The organism is Kineococcus rugosus, assembly GCF_050871975.1.
Taxonomy (GTDB): Bacteria; Actinomycetota; Actinomycetes; order Actinomycetales; family Kineococcaceae; genus Kineococcus.
This window is the reverse complement of the sequence record NZ_JBJLSJ010000036.1, coordinates 1-14,423: the sequence shown is the minus strand read 5'-3', so window position 1 is coordinate 14,423 and position 14,423 is coordinate 1. Positions and strand designations below refer to the sequence as shown.

16 protein-coding genes and 1 tRNA gene are annotated in these 14,423 nt (G+C 76.1%); 7 read left to right on the top strand and 10 right to left on the bottom strand.

What is annotated here, in order from left to right; genetic code table 11:
• Positions 1-24 precede the first annotated feature (24 nt).
• The 3 genes from ACRYM6_RS18425 to ACRYM6_RS18415 all read left to right on the top strand — a co-directional run bounded on the left by ACRYM6_RS18425 (position 25) and on the right by ACRYM6_RS18415 (position 1,167).
• On the top strand, positions 25-543 hold the full coding sequence (locus ACRYM6_RS18425) for an FBP domain-containing protein (protein WP_432544338.1): 519 nt from the start codon (positions 25-27) through the stop codon (positions 541-543).
• Between the two features lie 51 nt (positions 544-594).
• Positions 595-667: transfer RNA gene (locus tag ACRYM6_RS18420), tRNA-Gly, on the top strand.
• A 20-nt stretch (positions 668-687) separates the two neighbouring features.
• Positions 688-1,167, top strand: coding sequence for a hypothetical protein (locus tag ACRYM6_RS18415; RefSeq protein ID WP_432544337.1), 480 nt, complete (start codon positions 688-690; stop codon positions 1,165-1,167).
• Here the strand turns inward: ACRYM6_RS18415 and ACRYM6_RS18410 are convergent.
• Both ACRYM6_RS18410 and soxR read right to left on the bottom strand, forming a co-directional pair.
• Positions 1,089-3,146: a SpoIIE family protein phosphatase gene (locus ACRYM6_RS18410; RefSeq protein ID WP_432544336.1), complete on the bottom strand. Its 2,058-nt coding sequence runs from the start codon at positions 3,144-3,146 to the stop codon at positions 1,089-1,091. The genes ACRYM6_RS18415 and ACRYM6_RS18410 overlap by 79 nt on opposite strands.
• Positions 3,147-3,170: 24 nt before the next feature.
• A complete protein-coding gene (gene soxR, locus ACRYM6_RS18405) occupies positions 3,171-3,656 on the bottom strand; it encodes a redox-sensitive transcriptional activator SoxR (RefSeq protein WP_432544335.1) in 486 nt (161 codons plus the stop codon).
• 126 nt (positions 3,657-3,782) lie between these two features.
• Here soxR and ACRYM6_RS18400 point away from each other — a divergent pair, with 126 nt between their 5' ends.
• On the top strand, positions 3,783-4,820 hold the full coding sequence (locus ACRYM6_RS18400) for an LLM class flavin-dependent oxidoreductase (protein WP_432544334.1): 1,038 nt from the start codon (positions 3,783-3,785) through the stop codon (positions 4,818-4,820).
• Between the two features lie 60 nt (positions 4,821-4,880).
• Here ACRYM6_RS18400 and ACRYM6_RS18395 read toward each other — a convergent pair whose 3' ends face one another.
• From ACRYM6_RS18395 to ACRYM6_RS18380, 4 genes are read right to left on the bottom strand one after another with little or no spacing between them, the layout of a single operon-like run.
• The gene (locus tag ACRYM6_RS18395) at positions 4,881-5,159 is read right to left on the bottom strand and encodes a DUF3618 domain-containing protein (RefSeq protein WP_432544333.1); all 279 of its coding nucleotides are present in this window, start codon (positions 5,157-5,159) and stop codon (positions 4,881-4,883) included.
• Positions 5,156-5,623, bottom strand: coding sequence for a phage holin family protein (locus ACRYM6_RS18390; RefSeq protein WP_432544332.1), 468 nt, complete (start codon positions 5,621-5,623; stop codon positions 5,156-5,158). The genes ACRYM6_RS18395 and ACRYM6_RS18390 overlap by 4 nt, the downstream gene beginning before the upstream one ends.
• Before the next feature lie 33 nt (positions 5,624-5,656).
• Positions 5,657-7,291 carry an L-glutamate gamma-semialdehyde dehydrogenase gene (pruA, locus tag ACRYM6_RS18385; RefSeq protein ID WP_432544331.1) on the bottom strand — a complete coding sequence of 545 codons (1,635 nt, stop codon included), beginning with the start codon at positions 7,289-7,291 and terminating at the stop codon, positions 5,657-5,659.
• Between the two features lie 23 nt (positions 7,292-7,314).
• A complete protein-coding gene (locus ACRYM6_RS18380; protein WP_432544330.1) occupies positions 7,315-8,232 on the bottom strand; it encodes a proline dehydrogenase family protein in 918 nt (305 codons plus the stop codon).
• Positions 8,233-8,321: 89 nt separating this feature from the next.
• Between ACRYM6_RS18380 and ACRYM6_RS18375 the strand changes: the two genes are divergently transcribed.
• From ACRYM6_RS18375 to ACRYM6_RS18365, 3 genes are read left to right on the top strand one after another with little or no spacing between them, the layout of a single operon-like run.
• Positions 8,322-9,449, top strand: a complete 1,128-nt coding sequence (locus ACRYM6_RS18375) for a PucR family transcriptional regulator (protein WP_432544329.1) — start codon at positions 8,322-8,324, stop codon at positions 9,447-9,449.
• Between the two features lie 58 nt (positions 9,450-9,507).
• The gene (locus ACRYM6_RS18370) at positions 9,508-9,729 is read left to right on the top strand and encodes a hypothetical protein (protein WP_432544328.1); all 222 of its coding nucleotides are present in this window, start codon (positions 9,508-9,510) and stop codon (positions 9,727-9,729) included.
• 11 nt (positions 9,730-9,740) lie between these two features.
• On the top strand, positions 9,741-10,466 hold the full coding sequence (locus ACRYM6_RS18365; RefSeq protein WP_432544327.1) for a carbon-nitrogen hydrolase family protein: 726 nt from the start codon (positions 9,741-9,743) through the stop codon (positions 10,464-10,466).
• Positions 10,467-10,482: 16 nt separating this feature from the next.
• On the opposite strand, the gene ACRYM6_RS18360 is transcribed toward ACRYM6_RS18365, so the two are convergent.
• The 4 genes from ACRYM6_RS18360 to ACRYM6_RS18345 form a co-directional block, all read right to left on the bottom strand.
• Entirely contained in the window at positions 10,483-11,325 is an 843-nt protein-coding gene (locus ACRYM6_RS18360) for a hypothetical protein (RefSeq protein WP_432544326.1), read from the bottom strand.
• Positions 11,322-11,780 carry a hypothetical protein gene (locus tag ACRYM6_RS18355; RefSeq protein ID WP_432544325.1) on the bottom strand — a complete coding sequence of 153 codons (459 nt, stop codon included), beginning with the start codon at positions 11,778-11,780 and terminating at the stop codon, positions 11,322-11,324. Before ACRYM6_RS18355 ends, ACRYM6_RS18360 begins: the two co-directional genes overlap by 4 nt.
• Before the next feature lie 61 nt (positions 11,781-11,841).
• Positions 11,842-13,863: a SpoIIE family protein phosphatase gene (locus ACRYM6_RS18350; RefSeq protein WP_432544324.1), complete on the bottom strand. Its 2,022-nt coding sequence runs from the start codon at positions 13,861-13,863 to the stop codon at positions 11,842-11,844.
• A gap of 98 nt (positions 13,864-13,961) precedes the next feature.
• A partial coding sequence (locus ACRYM6_RS18345; protein ID WP_432544323.1) for a MarR family winged helix-turn-helix transcriptional regulator occupies positions 13,962-14,423 on the bottom strand: 462 nt, incomplete at its 5' end.

Here is a 14,423-nt window from a genome sequence, read left to right as displayed (position 1 = left end):
GTTTGCACCTCGAAGGAGACGTCCGTGCCACGCGCAACGCTGGAACTGCACGCCGGTCAGCTGACCGACGAGGCCATCCGCTCCACCATGACCAACTGCTCGCGCGGCGAGGCGCACCGGATGCGCGTGCCCGAGTGGGTGCACGGCTGCGACCCCGCCCGCGAGGTCGTCGGCTGGCGCGACCCCAAGGCCCCCGAGCGCGGGTGGCTGCTCGTCCCGCTGGGCGAGGCCGTCGTCGGCCTGGCGCTGCGGGCGACCCCCGGCAAGGGGGTGCGGACCGCGGCGATGTGCGACCTGTGCCGCACCACCCGCTCCCCCGGCGAGGTCGGGCTGTTCGTCGCCGCCCGCGCCGGGGCGTCCGGGCGCGCGCTGAACACCGTCGGGACCTACCTGTGCACCGACCTGGCCTGCGGCGACAACGTGCGGGTGCTGCGGGCCACGCCCCGGCTGCGGCCCGACCCGGGCCTGAGCGTGTCCCAGCGGCAGGACGCGCTGCGCGAGCGCGCGGCCGCCTTCGCGCGGAGCGTGCTCGCCACCGGGTGACGGCCGGTCGCGGCGGGCCCCGCGGGGCGTGTAGAGTCGTCCCCGCACGTTGCGGACGTAGCGCAGTTGGTAGCGCATAACCTTGCCAAGGTTAGGGTCGCGAGTTCGAGTCTCGTCGTCCGCTCTCTGAAGTACCGTCGGCCCGTGGTCGACGCACGCCGGGCCTGGGTCGTCTTCCGGGCCGTCCGCAACCTCCCGGTCTCCGTGGTCGCGCTGGGCTGGGCCCGCGTCCACGGCGCCACCCTCACCCTCGGGGACGACCTCTTCGTCGAGGCCTCCGGGATGCCCCGCGGCAGCTACGGCCGCGGCGGGACCACCCTGGGCAACGTCTGGCTGCACGGCGGCCTCGGCGGTCCCGCGCGCCGGCGCCACGAGCTGAAGCACGCCGACCAGTACGCCCTGCTGGGCACCGTCCCCTTCCTCGCCCTGTACGGGCTGAACGCCCTCGTGACCGGCAACCGCCCGCACCTCAACGTCTTCGAGCGCTGGGCCGGGCTCGAGGACGGCGGCTACGCGAGGACCCGCGAGGGGCTCTGCGAGGGGATCTACGAGGGGACGGGCACCGCGGCGTCCGGTTCGGGCCGGACCCGGACGGCCAGGACGGCGACGTCGTCCTCGGCGTGACCGAGCACCAGCTCCAGCACGTGGTCGCAGATCTCGGCCGGGTCCATGCCCGCGAACGTCCCGGCCGTCCGGGCCAGCCAGGCCAGGCCGTCGTCGACCGAGGCGCCGCGGCGCTCGACGAGGCCGTCGGTGAACAGCAGCACCGTGGCCCCCGGCGGCAGACCGTGGACGTGGTCGGCGCGGGCGAACTCCGCGTCCAGGCCCAGCAGCAGGTCCGGGTTGGTCCGCAGGACCTCCACCGAGCCGTCCGGGGAGAGGACCAGCGGCGGCATGTGACCGGCGTTCGACCAGCGCAGCCGCCAGTGCGAGGACGTCTCCAGCGGCTCGATGGTCGCCAGGATGCCCGTCGCCAGCGCCCCCACGCCCAGGTCCCGCATCGCCCGGTCCAGGGCCGCGAGCGCCGCGGCGGGTGAGACCTCCAGGCTGTAGCCGATGCCGCGCAGCAGGTTGCGGACCTGCCCCATGGCCGCGGCGGCGTCCTGGTCGTGGCCGGTGACGTCGCCGATGACGAGGCAGGCGGTGCCGGCGGCGGTGAGGAACGCGTCGTGCCAGTCGCCGCCGACCTGGGCGTGCTCGGCGGCCGGGGAGTAGCGCACGGCGATCTCGAGGTGCTCGGGGCGGGGGGCGGAGGTCAGCAGGCTGCGCTGGAGCGTCTCGGCCATGGCGCGGACCGCGGAGGCGGCGGCCCGCTCGGAGCGCGTCGCGCGGACGCGCTCGAGGGCCTGGGCGGTGGAGGCGGCGAGGGCGGTGATGACGTCGGTGTCCTCGGCGGCCAGGTGGCGGCGGGTGCGCCAGGACAGGCCGAGGGCGCCGATGACGCGGTCGCCGACCCACAGCGGCCAGGCCGCGGTCGTCGGGTCCTCGTCGACGACGGCGGTGCCGCTGAAGGCGGCGTCGAGGGCGGCGGCGGCGGGGTCGCCCGCGTCGCCGAGGACCTGCACGCCCGCGTCGCCGAGGAGCCCCAGGACGATGCCGTCGGCGCCGAGCAGACCGGCGGCGCCGCGGCCCAGGATGCGCAGGACGTCGTCGTCGCTGTCGACGGCGGGCAGGGCCTGGGCGACGGCGACGAGCCCGGCCAGGCGCTGGGCCTGCCACTGCTGGAGGTCGGCGCGGCGGCGCTCGGCCTCGTAGGAGGCGGCGGCCGACAGGGCGTCGCCGACGGTGGCGGCGACCAGGCGCAGGAAGTCGCGGTAGGCGGCGTCGGCGGGGACGACGTCGCTGAGCCGGGCGGCGAGCACGCCGGGCGACTCCCCGCCGAGGGCCGCGGGGATGCGGACCCAGGCCAGGCGGTGACCGCCGGGGTCCTCGCGCACGAGGACCTCGCGCGGGGACAGGGCGCGGTCGGGCGCGGGCAGGTGGGTCGGCGTCCCGGGCAGCTGGAGGTCGACGCCGGGCAGGTCCAGGGGGGCGGTGGCCAGGACGTCGAGGGCCTTGCGGGCCAGCTCGGCGGGGGGCTGCAGCTCGGAGGCGAGGTCGCCGAGGCGGCTGAGCAGTTCCAGGCGCCGGTGGTCCTGCACCTGGCGGGTGGTCTCGACGGCGACGTCGAGGACGCCGGCGATGCGGCCGTCGTCGTCGCGCACGGGCGAGTAGGAGAAGGTGAAGTACGCCTCCTCGGTGAAGCCGCTGCGGTCGATGGTGAGGGGCAGGTCCTCGAACCAGAGGGCGTCGCCGGCCAGGGCGGCGTCGAACAGCGGGGCCAGCTCGTCCCACGTCTCGGCCCACACCTCGCGGGTGGGCCGGCCCAGGCCGGCGGGGTGCTTGTCGCCCATGACGTCGGCGTAGGGCTGGTTGTAGAGCATGGTGAGGTCCGGTCCCCAGCCGATGAAGGCCGGGAAGCGGGTCTCCAGGACCAGCTCGAGCGCGCGCCGCAGGGTGTGCGGCCAGGTCGAGGGGTCGCCCAGCGGGGTCGCGGCCCAGTCGACCGCCTCGTAGGCCCGGCGCAGCTGCGACTCGGGCCCGAAGGGCAGGTTGGCGACCACGACGTCGAACCTAGTGGGCCCGGCTCACCCGGGCGCTGCGTCGGGGGCCGGGCGGGGCGCGTGCCCGGCCTCGCGCAGCCACCGGGAGCCGCTGCCCTCGGCCGCGGCGCCGTCGCGGGGGTTGAGCAGGTCGCAGCGGGTCAGCGACAGGCAACCGCAGCCGATGCAGCCGTCCAGGGAGGTGCGCAGGTCCTGCAGCTCGCGCAGGCGGGCGTCGAGGAGGCGCTGCCAGACCTGCCCCACGGCGGCCCACTCCCCGGGGGTGGGGGCGCGGTCGGCGGGCAGGGCGGCGAGGGCGTCGGCGATGTCGGCCAGCGACAGCCCGACGCGCTGGCCGGCGGCGATGACGGCCAGGCGGCGCAGGACGTGGCGGGGGAAGCGGCGGCGGCCGCCGGCGTCGCGGACGGCCCGCACGAGCCCGCGCTCCTCGTAGTAGCGCAGGGCGGGGACGGACAGGCCGGCGCGGCGGGCGACGGCGCCGATGCCGAGGAGGTCGTCGCGGGCGTTCACGGTCGCGTCCTGTCGTCGGGTGACCCTGCGGGGGTCGGGCGGAGGGCCGGGCGGGTGTGGTGCCCGGGGCTCGGGTGAGGGTACGCTGGAGTCTGTCGTTGAAAGTTCAACATCTGGGGGTTCGTGGTGGAGATCGGGATCAGCGCCTTCGCGGAGACGACGCCGTACGCCGACGGCAGCGGCACCGTCTCCCACGCCGAGCGGCTCCGCGAGGTCGTCGAGGAGATCGAGCTGGCCGACCAGGTCGGGCTCGACGTGTACGGCCTCGGCGAGCACCACCGCCCCGACTACGCCGCGTCCGCGCCCGCCGTCGTCCTGGGCGCCGCGGCGAGCCGCACCCGCCGCATCCGGCTGTCCACGGCCGTCACCGTCCTGTCCTCCGACGACCCCGTGCGCGTCTTCCAGCAGTTCGCCACGCTCGACGGGCTCTCGGACGGGCGCGCCGAGATCATGGCCGGGCGCGGGTCGTTCATCGAGTCGTTCCCCCTGTTCGGCTACGACCTCGACGCCTACGACGAGCTGTTCGCCGAGAAGCTGGACCTGCTGCTGGCGATCCGGTCCGACCCGGCGAACGTCACCTGGGCCGGCGGGAGGCACCGCGCGGGCATCCCCGGCCTGGGCGTGTTCCCGCTGCCCGTGCAGCAGCCGCTGCCGGTGTGGATCGCCGTCGGCGGCAACCCGCAGTCCGTCGTGCGGGCCGGCACCCTCGGCCTGCCGCTGGCCCTGGCGATCATCGGCGGGATGCCCGAGCAGTTCGCCCCGCTCGTCCAGCTGTACAAGCAGGCCGGCCGCGACGCCGGGCACGACGAGTCGGTGCTGCGCGTCGCGACGCACTCGCACGGGTTCGTCGCCCCCACCACCGCCCAGGCCGAGGCCGTCCACTTCAAGCCCTACCAGGCCGTCATGAACCAGCTCGGCCAGGAGCGCGGCTGGGGGTACTTCTCGCACACCTCCTACGAGGCGGCGCGCTCGCGCCGCGGCGCCCTGCTCGTCGGGAACCCCGAGGAGGTCGCCGAGAAGATCCTGTTCCAGCACCAGCACCTCGGGATCGACCGGTTCATGCTGCACCTGTCCGCCGGCACGATGCCGCACGCGGACGTGATGCGTGCCGTGGAGCTGCTCGGGACCGAGGTGGCTCCGCTGGTGCGCAAGGAACTCGGCTGAGAGGACTCCCACCCCACCTGTGCACAGGGTTGTCCACACTGTCCACAGGCGGGGTGTGGATCAGCGGCGGCGGACGACCAGCCAGACGGCCACGGCCGTCACCGCCACGATCGTGCCCACGAGGACGGCGGTCTGCTGCGTCGGGGTCCCCGGCGCGCTGTCGCTGACGTCCTGCACCTTCCGCTGCGCGCCGGCCTTCACGTCCTCGACCCTGGCCTGCGCCTGCGCCTTCACGTCGGCCTTCGCGGCGAGGGCGTCCGCGGTCGCCGCGAGCCGCGCGCGCGTCTGCTCGATGTCGCGCTGCAGCTCGTCGCGGTCCGTGGGGGTGCTCTGGCTCATCGGTGGAAACCCTCCTTGACGGCCTGGACGTCCTGCTTGATCCCGTCGACCGCGGCCTGCGGCACCGGCGGCGTCGCCTGCTGGACCTCCTTCTTGCCCATCAGCGCCAGCACCGCCGCCGCCGCGAACAGCACGACCGCGACGATGAGCGCCGCCAGCCAGGCCGGCACCGCCGCCGACAGCGCGACGATCGCCGTCGTCACCAGGGCGGCGACCCCGAAGAACGCCAGCAGGCCCGCCCCGGAGAACATCCCGATCCCCACGCCGGCCTTCTTGCCCTTGGCGGCGAGGTCCATCTTCGCGAGCTGCACCTCGTCGCGCACCAGGTGCGAGACCTGCTCGGTGAGCTGCCCCAGGAGCTCCCCGACGCCGGCGTCGGCCCGGGGGGCCGACGAGGTCGTCGGACCCGGCCCGTGCGTGACGCTCAGGTCGTCGGCCCGCGTGGACCCGGTGGGTTGAGTCATGCGCTGCTCATACCCGGGTCCACGGGTCCCCAATCACCCCATGTGCGGGTACCGGTGCGTCGTCGGGCCCACGAACGTCTCCTTGACCGCGCGCGGGCTCGTCCAGCGCTGCAGGTTCAGGATCGAGCCGGCCTTGTCGTTCGTGCCCGAGGCCCGCGACCCCCCGAACGGCTGCTGGCCCACGACCGCGCCGGTGGGCTTGTCGTTGACGTAGAAGTTCCCCGCCGCGAACCGCAGCGCCTCCGACGCCTGCGCGACCGCGGCCCGGTCGGTCGCGATCACCGCGCCGGTCAGGCCGTACGCGGCGCCGGAGTCGACGGTGCGCAGCACGTCGGACCACGCCCCGGGGCGGGAGTCGTCGTAGACGTGGACGGCCAGCAGCGGCCCGAAGTACTCCTCGCGGAACGCCGCGTCGGTGGGGTCGTCGCCCAGGACGACCGTGGGGCGCACGAAGAACCCCTCGGAGTCGTCGTAGGTGCCGCCAGCCGCGATCGTCAGCCCGTCGGTGGCCTTCGCCCGCTCGATCGCCTCGACGTTCCTCGCGTAGCTGCGGGCGTCGATGACGGCGCCGCCGAAGTTCGACAGGTCGCTCACGTCGCCGTAGGTGAGGGAGTCGACGGTGGACAGGAACTCCTCGCCCACCACGTCCCACACCGACCGCGGCACGAACGCCCGCGAGGCCGCGGAGCACTTCTGCCCCTGGTACTCGAACGCCCCCAGGACCAGGGCGTTCTTCAGGACCTGCGGGTCGGCCGAGGGGTGGGCCACGACGAAGTCCTTGCCGCCGGTCTCCCCCACCAGCCGCGGGTACGTCCGGTAGGTCCCGATGTTCTCCCCGACGGTCCGCCACAGGTGCTGGAACGTCGCGGTGGAGCCGGTGAAGTGGATCCCGGCCAGGTGCGGGTCGGCGAGCAGGACCTCCGAGACGTCCCGGCCGTCGCCGGTCAGCAGGTTCACCACGCCCGGCGGCAACCCGGCCGCCTCCAGCAGCTTCAGGGTGTGCCAGGCCGCGAGGGTCTGCGTCGGCGAGGGCTTCCACACGACGGTGTTCCCCATCAGCGCCGGGGCCGTCGGCAGGTTCCCCGCGATGGCGGTGAAGTTGAACGGCGTGATCGCGTAGACGAAACCCTCCAGCGGGCGGTGGTCCAGCCGGTTCCACACCCCCGGGCTCGACACGGGCTGCTCCTCCAGCAGCCGGCGGCCGAACGCGACGTTCCAGCGCCAGAAGTCGACCAGCTCGCACGGGGCGTCGATCTCGGCCTGCTGCGCGGTCTTCGACTGGCCCAGCATCGTCGCGGCGGCGATCTTCTCCCGCCACGGCCCGGCCAGCAGGTCCGCGGCGCGCAGGAACACCGCGGCGCGGTCGTCGTAGTCCATCGCGGCCCAGTCGTGGCGGGCCGCGAGCGCGGCGTCGACGGCGGCGCGGGCGTCGGCGCGGGTCGCGGTGCCGAACGTGCCCAGGACGCTCGCGCGCCGGTGCGGCTGGACGACGTCGACGCGCTCGCCGGCGCCCAGGACCGCTTCCCCCGCGATGGTCTGGGTCAGCTCCACGGGGTTCGCGACGTGGTCGGCGAGGGCGGCGGTGAGGCGCTCGCGCTCGGGCGAGCCGGGGGCGTAGGAGTGGACGGGTTCGTTGCGGGGCGCGGGGACGTCCGTGACGGATTGCACTGGGGTTCCTCCTAGGCGGCCGGTCAGCCGGCGACGAGCGAGCGGGCGAAGAACGCGAGGTTGGCGGGGCGTTCGGCGAGGCGGCGGGAGAAGTACCCGTACCAGTCGGTGCCGTAGGGGACGTAGACGCGCACCGCGTGGGTGCGGGCGAGGCGCTGCTGCTCGGGGGCGCGGATGCCGTAGAGCATCTGGAACTCGGCCGACCCGGCGGGCCGGCCCTCCAGCAGCCCCTCGGCGAGGTTCACCAGGCGCAGGTCGTGGGTGGCGATCATCGGGTAGGCGCCGCCGTCGAGGAGGGTCCGCAGGCAGCGGACGTACGCCTTGTCGACGTCGGCCTTCGCCGGGTACGCGACCTCGGGGGGCTCGTTGTAGGCGCCCTTGACGAGCCGGACGCGGGACCCGGCGCGGGCCAGGTCGCGGGCGTCGCCCTCGGTGCGGCGCAGCATGGACTGCAGCACGCAGCCGGTGCGGGGGAAGTCCTCGCGCAGCGCGCGCACCGTCTCCAGGGTGTCCTCGACGCGGGTGTGGTCCTCCATGTCGACGGTGACGTCGACCCCGGCGGCGTGCGCCCGCTCGACGAGGGCGCGGGCCCGCTCGGTGGCCCGGTGCGGGCCGTCGGGGCCCAGGCCCTGCCCGAGGGCGGACAGCTTGATCGAGATCTCGTTGCCCGCGGTGAGGCCCTCGGCGGCCAGCCGGTCGAGCAGCTCGGAGTACCCGGCGACGGTCTCGTCGGCCTGCGCGGGAGTGGTGACGTCCTCGCCGAGGCGGTCGAGGGAGGCGGCGATGCCGCCGCCGGCGAGGTCGCGCACGGCGCGGGTGGCGGCCTCGACGTCGTCACCGGCGACGAAGCGGGCGACGACGGGGCGGCTGAGGGTGCTGCCGGTGACGAGCCGGCGGACCCCGCTGTTGCCGGCGACACCGAGGAGGAGTTGTCCGAACACACCTCGACGCTAGGCGTCCCGGCGCGGCGGGGCCACCGACACCCGTCACGGATCGGGAGCCCGCCGTCATCCAGGTGGATGATCGGCGGGTGAACGCCACGGACCAGGTGCAGGACCTCGTCGACACCGTCGCCGAGCTCACCGGGGCGCCCGCGACCCTGGAGGACCGCGACCTGCTGCTGGTGGCCTCCTCCGGCCACGACGACGACATCGACGAGGTGCGGCGCCGGTCGATCCTGCGGCGACGCTCGGACCCGCTCGTGCAGGAGCTGTTCGCCGGGTTCGGCATCGCCCGCGCCACCGGGCCGCTGCCCATCCCCGGCGACCCGGCGACCGGGCGGCTGGCGCGGTGGTGCCTGCCGGTGCGCTGGCGCGCGGTGACGTACGGGTACCTGTGGCTGCTGGACCCGCACGGGCGGGTGCGGACCGAGCACCTCGACCGCGTCCACGACGCCCTCGACCTGCTCGCCGCGCACCTGGCCACCCGGGCCCGGACCGCCGACCGCACGACGTGGGCGGTCGGGGAGCTGCTGTCCCCCGACGCGGGGTCGCGGGCGCGCGCGGTGGAGGAGCTGCGGCGCGACGGGCTGCTGACCGCGACGGTGACGGTGGTGGCGCTGGCCGCGGCCGACGGCGGCCCCACCGGCGTCGTCAACGGCTGGCTGCTGCCGCGGGCCGTCCTGACCGCCGGGGTCGGGCACCGGGCCGCGCTCGTCGTCCCCGCCCCGCTGGTGGGGGCCGACATCGCCGGGAGGGCCGCGGCGGCGCTGTCGCCGCAGCACCCGGCGGGGGTGGCGGCCGGGGTCTCCGGGGCGGTGCCGGCGACGTCCGCGCACACCGGCTGGCGGCAGGCCGACGCCGCCCTGCGCTCCGGCGGCCCCGGGGTGCGGGAGTGGGAGCGGCTGGGGGCGTGGCGGCTGCACGCGCTGTCCGAGCCCGCCGCGCTGGCCGCGGTCGTGGTGGACGAGCGCGCGCGGGCGCTGCTGGACGACCCCGCCCTGGCCGACCTCGTCGAGACCGCCCGCACCTACCTGGACCTGGCCGGGTCGGCGCAGCGGACCGCGCAGGCCCTGTCGATCCACCGGCAGACGCTGTACCACCGGCTGCGGCGGGTGCAGGAGGTCACCGGGTACGACCTCGACGACGGCCGCGACCGGACCGCGCTGCACCTGGCGCTGCTGCTGGGGCGGGTGGACGGCTCGTCGTCCGAACGGTGACCGGCGCTGCGACCGACGGGGGATGGGGGCCGTGCTCCCGTCGGGCAGGGTCGATCGCATGACGCAGCGACGCACCCCGCAGCAGGCCACCTCGTCGCAGGAGACCACGACGTGGCTGGCCCTCGCGGTGGCCATGCTGGCCATCTCGATGCCGCAGTGGATCCAGGCCCTCAGCGGGGAGAAGGCCCTCGGGTACGTGCCCGCGAGCGCCTTCACCCTCGCCGCCGTCCTGTTCGCGGTGCACGCTCGCCGCTGCTCCCGGCGCCGCACCGAGCGCTGAGCGGCGGTCCCGTGCTGATCGCCCTGGCCCAGACCGTCTCGCGGGACCTCGACGTGGAGGCCAACGTCGACCGGCACGTGCGGGCGGTCGCCACCGCGGCCGCGGCCGGGGCCCGGGTGGTGCTGTTCCCGGAGCTGTCCCTCACCGGGTACCTGCCGGCGGCCGTCGCCGGGGACGCCTCGCTCGTCCTGACCCCGGCGGACCCCCGGCTGCTCCCGCTGCGCGAGGAGTGCCGGCGCCGCGCGGTCACCGCCGTCGTCGGCGCCCCCACCGCCTGCGACCGGGAGCGGCACCTGTCCGCCGTGGTCGTCGACGGGCGCGGTGCGGTGGGGCTCTACGACAAGCGGAACCTGTTCGGGGCCGAGCGGGCCGCGTTCACCCCCGGCCGGGGCGCGCACGTGCTCGACGTGGACGGCCGGCGCCTGGCCCTCGGCGTCTGCGCCGACCTCGGCGACGACGCCCAGGCGGTGGAGGCGGGCGGGGCCGACGCCTGGCTCCTGGGGGTCCTGCTCTCACCGCAGGGGTACCGCGCCGACGCGGACCGGGCGGCCGAGGTGGCTCGCCGGTACCGGGTCCCGGTCGTCCTGGCCAACCACGCCGGACCCACGGGCGGGTGGGCCGGGGCCGGGGGGAGCGGGTCGTGGTGGCCCGGCGGGGAGGCGGTGGTCGCCGGCCCCGGGCCGGGGGTGTTCCTGGTCGACCTGGACGACCCGTCGCCGGTGCTGCAGGTGGGGTGAGGCCGCGCGGCCCGCCTCAGACGCCCACCGGTTCCGGCACGGGCACCGGCCGCGGCGCCCGCAGCCGTTCCAGCGGCAGGAACGCCGCCCAGCACACCACCGTCGGCAGGAAGTGGATGCCGAGGGTGAGGTACGTCGAGAGGTGGAACAGCAGCGCGGCGCCGACCGCGCACGCCAGCCACCGGCCGCGCAGCCACAGCGCGACGGGGGCCAGGAACTCACACACCAGCACGACCCACTGCACGGCGACGAGGAACGCGGGGAACCGGCCGACCCAGTCGCCGAGGGCCGAGCCGCGGCGCGTGACGGCCCACACGGTGACGGCGCCGTTGGCCCAGTCCCACGGCGTCCCGGAGCGGACCCACTTGCTGACCGCGGACCCGGCGTAGGTCATCACGGTGGCGATCTGCACGCAGCGCAGCGCCCACCCGGCCCGGCGCGAGGGCGTGGGGTCGTCGAAGTCGGCGCGCCCGGCGGTCAGCAGCACGACCATCGCGACGACGATCGCCAGGTGGTCGTGGGCGACGTAGCCGAACCCCATCGACCACAGCGTCCACGACAGGTAGCCCAGGGAGCTGAGCCAGCCGGCGAGGTGGCGGGTGCGGCGGGGCAGGGCCAGGACGATCCCGAGGACCATCGCGGTCACCGCCAGCGACGCGGTGAGGGTCGTGGGGGGCGGGAAGTGCAGCACGCGGCCCAGCAGGGTGGGGCGCCAGAACGCCCCGACGTGGACGTGCGCGAAGACGTGCCGGGTGAGGAACAGGGCGTCGAGGAGGGCGAAGCAGGCCAGCAGCAGCCGCAGCCACGCGACGCGGGCCCGGGGCAGCGCGGGCACCAGGAACGCGGAGACGCGGTTCACGAGGCGGTCCAGGTCGCGAGGACGCGGACGTCGGTGGGGCCGACGAGGCGGGCGTCGCGCAGCTGCCGCTCGCTGCGCACCAGCCGCAGCTCGCGCAGCGGCACCTCGTCGGGGTGCAGCCGGGCGCGGGAGCGGGCCAGCTCCCCGAGCAGCTCGGGGTGGGCGATGATCCGCTGCCCCTGGCCCTCGACCTCCGCGCGGGACAGCCCGACCCCGGCGGGGGTGATGGGGACCTCGACGACCTCGCCGTCGACGGTGGTGCCCTCCAGCGAGGTGGACACGACGCTGCCGTCGGCCGACCGGGGCGTCGCGTACTGCGACAGGGAGCCGAGCGGGAACCAGTCGTTGGTGTCGAGCAGCTGCCCGCCCAGGAGCACGACCAGGCCGGCGCAGACCGCCCCGGCGCGCCAGGCGACCGATCCCCTCGACAGGTCCCCGGTCCCGGTGGCGCTCACAGTCGGTGATTGTGCTGCACGCGGGGTGCCCGGCGGGGGGAAACGGGACCGTGGGTCGGGATCAGGTGATCCGCACCGCCACGACGGCCACGTCGTCCTCGGGCCGCGGCGGCAGCAGCTCGTCCAGCAGCGCGTCGCACAGGTCCTCCAGGCCCAGCCCGGCGTGCCGGGAGACGGCGTCGAGCAGCCGCGCCGTGCCCACGTCCAGGCTCTGGTCGCGCCGCTCGACGAGGCCGTCGGTGTGCAGCAGGACGGTGTCGCCGGCGCGCAGCAGCAGCTCGCCGTCGTGCCGCGCGGTGCCCGGGTCGATGCCCAGCAGCAGGTCGGGCCCGTCCCGGCCGTCGGCGACGACGAGCGGGACGGCCGCGCCGCCGCGGCGCAGCATGACCGGGGCGGGGTGCCCGGCGCTGGAGAACTCCAGGCGCACCCCGTCGGGCCGCGGGTCGAGCCGGCCCACCAGGGCGGTCGCCATCGTCGGCAGCCCCAGGCCGGCCATCGCGGCGTCGAGGCGGCCCAGCAGGCCGGCCGGCCCGTCGGGCGCGGCGAAGGAGATGCCGCGCAGCAGGTTGCGCAGCTGGCCCATGGCGGCCGCGGCCCCGATGTCGTGGCCGACGACGTCGCCGATGACGAGCATCGTGGACCCGTCGGGCTGGTGGAAGGCGTCGTACCAGTCGCCGCCGACCTGCGCGGCGCGCGCCGCCGGGCGGTACCGGACGGCCGTCTGCCAGTGCGGGGACTGGGCGGGCGCGGTGAGCAGGTCGCGCTGCAGCCCCTCGGCGATCCTCTGCTGCTGGCCGTAGAGGCGGGCGTTGTCCAGGGCGAGCGCGGCGCGCTCGGCGACGCCGGAGGCGGTGGCGAGGTCCTCGGGGTCGAAGGGCCGGCGGCCGTGGTCGCGGGCCAGGGTGACCAGGCCGACGGTGCGGCCGCGGGCCCGCAGCGGCAGCACGGTGACGAACTCGGGGTCGAGCTCGTCGATCTCGCGGGCGGCGGGGCCGTCGCCGAGCAGGGCGCGGATGGCGTCGACCGCCGGGACGGGCAGCGTCACGGGACGGCCGGTCCGCACGGCCTGGAGGATGTACGGCGGGCCGTCGGGGTTGCGCTCGACGACGGCGCGCATCCGGTGCGAGCGGTAGGACTCCAGCACGTCCTGCCGGGCCGGGTCGGCGTGCTGGCAGCCGACGTCGCGCAGCGTGCCGTGGTCGTCGATCACCGAGACGATGCACCAGTCGCCCAGGACGGGGACGAGGATCCCGGAGAGCCGGGCGACGGCCGTCTCGGCGTCCAGCGTCCCCGACAGGTGGGCGCCGACGGCGGCCAGGACCTGCACCTGGGTGGTGGCGCGGTGGGCGGCCTCCTCGGCGGCGCGGCGCGCGCCGGAGGGCAGCAGCAGGACGCTGGTGCCCTCGCCGTCGGGCCAGGCGCGCAGCTCGCACCACAGGGCGAGCGGTTCGGGGTGCAGCAGCTCCACCGTCTCGGCGCGGCCGGTGCGCTCGACCGACTGCAGGACCCGGTCGGTGTCGGACCCGGCGGCCAGGGAGAAGACGTCCCCCCAGGGGCGGCCGAGCAGCTCGGCGCGCGGGCGGCCGGTGAGGCGCTCGGCCTCGGCGTTCAGGGTGCGCAGCAGGCCGTCGTGGTCGAGCGCGTAGTAGGCGGCGGGCAGGGACTCCAGCGCGCTGGCCAGGTCGACGCGGTGGTCGCGGCCGGCGTCGTGGGCGATGCCGAGCAGGTGGGCCGGGACGCCGTCCTCGAGCAGGACGCGGCCGCGGACGCCGAGCCAGGAGGGCGCGCCCTCGCGGGGCCGCAGCCGCAGTTCCACGTGGAACGAGCCGCCGGTCTCGACGGCCCGGGTCACGGTGTCGCGGAACCGGCCCATCTCCCCGGGGGCGGTGAGGTCGGCCAGGTGGTCGGCGAGGCCGGTCGCGCTGGTGTCCGGCGGCCCGCCCAGGAGGGCGGCGAGCCGGTCGTCGGCGATGAGCCGGCCGGTGCGCAGGTCGTAGTCGAACAGCGCCAGGTCGGCGGCCTGGAGGGCGAGGTCGAGCCGGAGGCGGTCGGTGCCCGGCGTCGGCGGGACGGGGTCGAGCACGTGCACCTCCTCCTGCCGTCGATCGCTGCCTCGCACCCCCTCGGGGTGACCCGAGGGTATCCACGGCCCCACCGGCGGTCACCCCGCCCGGCGGCGGGTCAGGCCAGCGCCCCCTCCAGCCGGCGCAGCAGGTCCAGCAGCCGGCGGCGGTCCTCGGGCTCCAGGACGGCGAACGCGGCGGCCGCCGACTCCCGCGAGCGCCGGTGCAGCTCGTCGAGGACGGCGCGGCCGGCGGGGGTGAGGTCCAGGAGGGTGGAGCGGCGGTTGTCGGGGTCGGGGGTGCGGCGCAGCAGCCCGGCCTGCTCCAGGGGGTCGGCGAGGTCGGTCAGGGAGCGGGGGGCGATGTGCAGGTGCTCGGCGACGGCGCCCATGCGCGGGGGGTCCTCGCAGCGGCCGACGACGCGCAGGACGCGGCCCTGGGCGGGGGTGACGCCGAGGTCGTGCAGGTCGCCGTGGGGGGGGCGGGGCCGCCGCCCCACCCCCCAGCGCCGGGGCGGCCCGAGTTCGCCGACCACGTCGTCCACCGTGGGACCCAACCCACCTAGATATTTTCGAATATG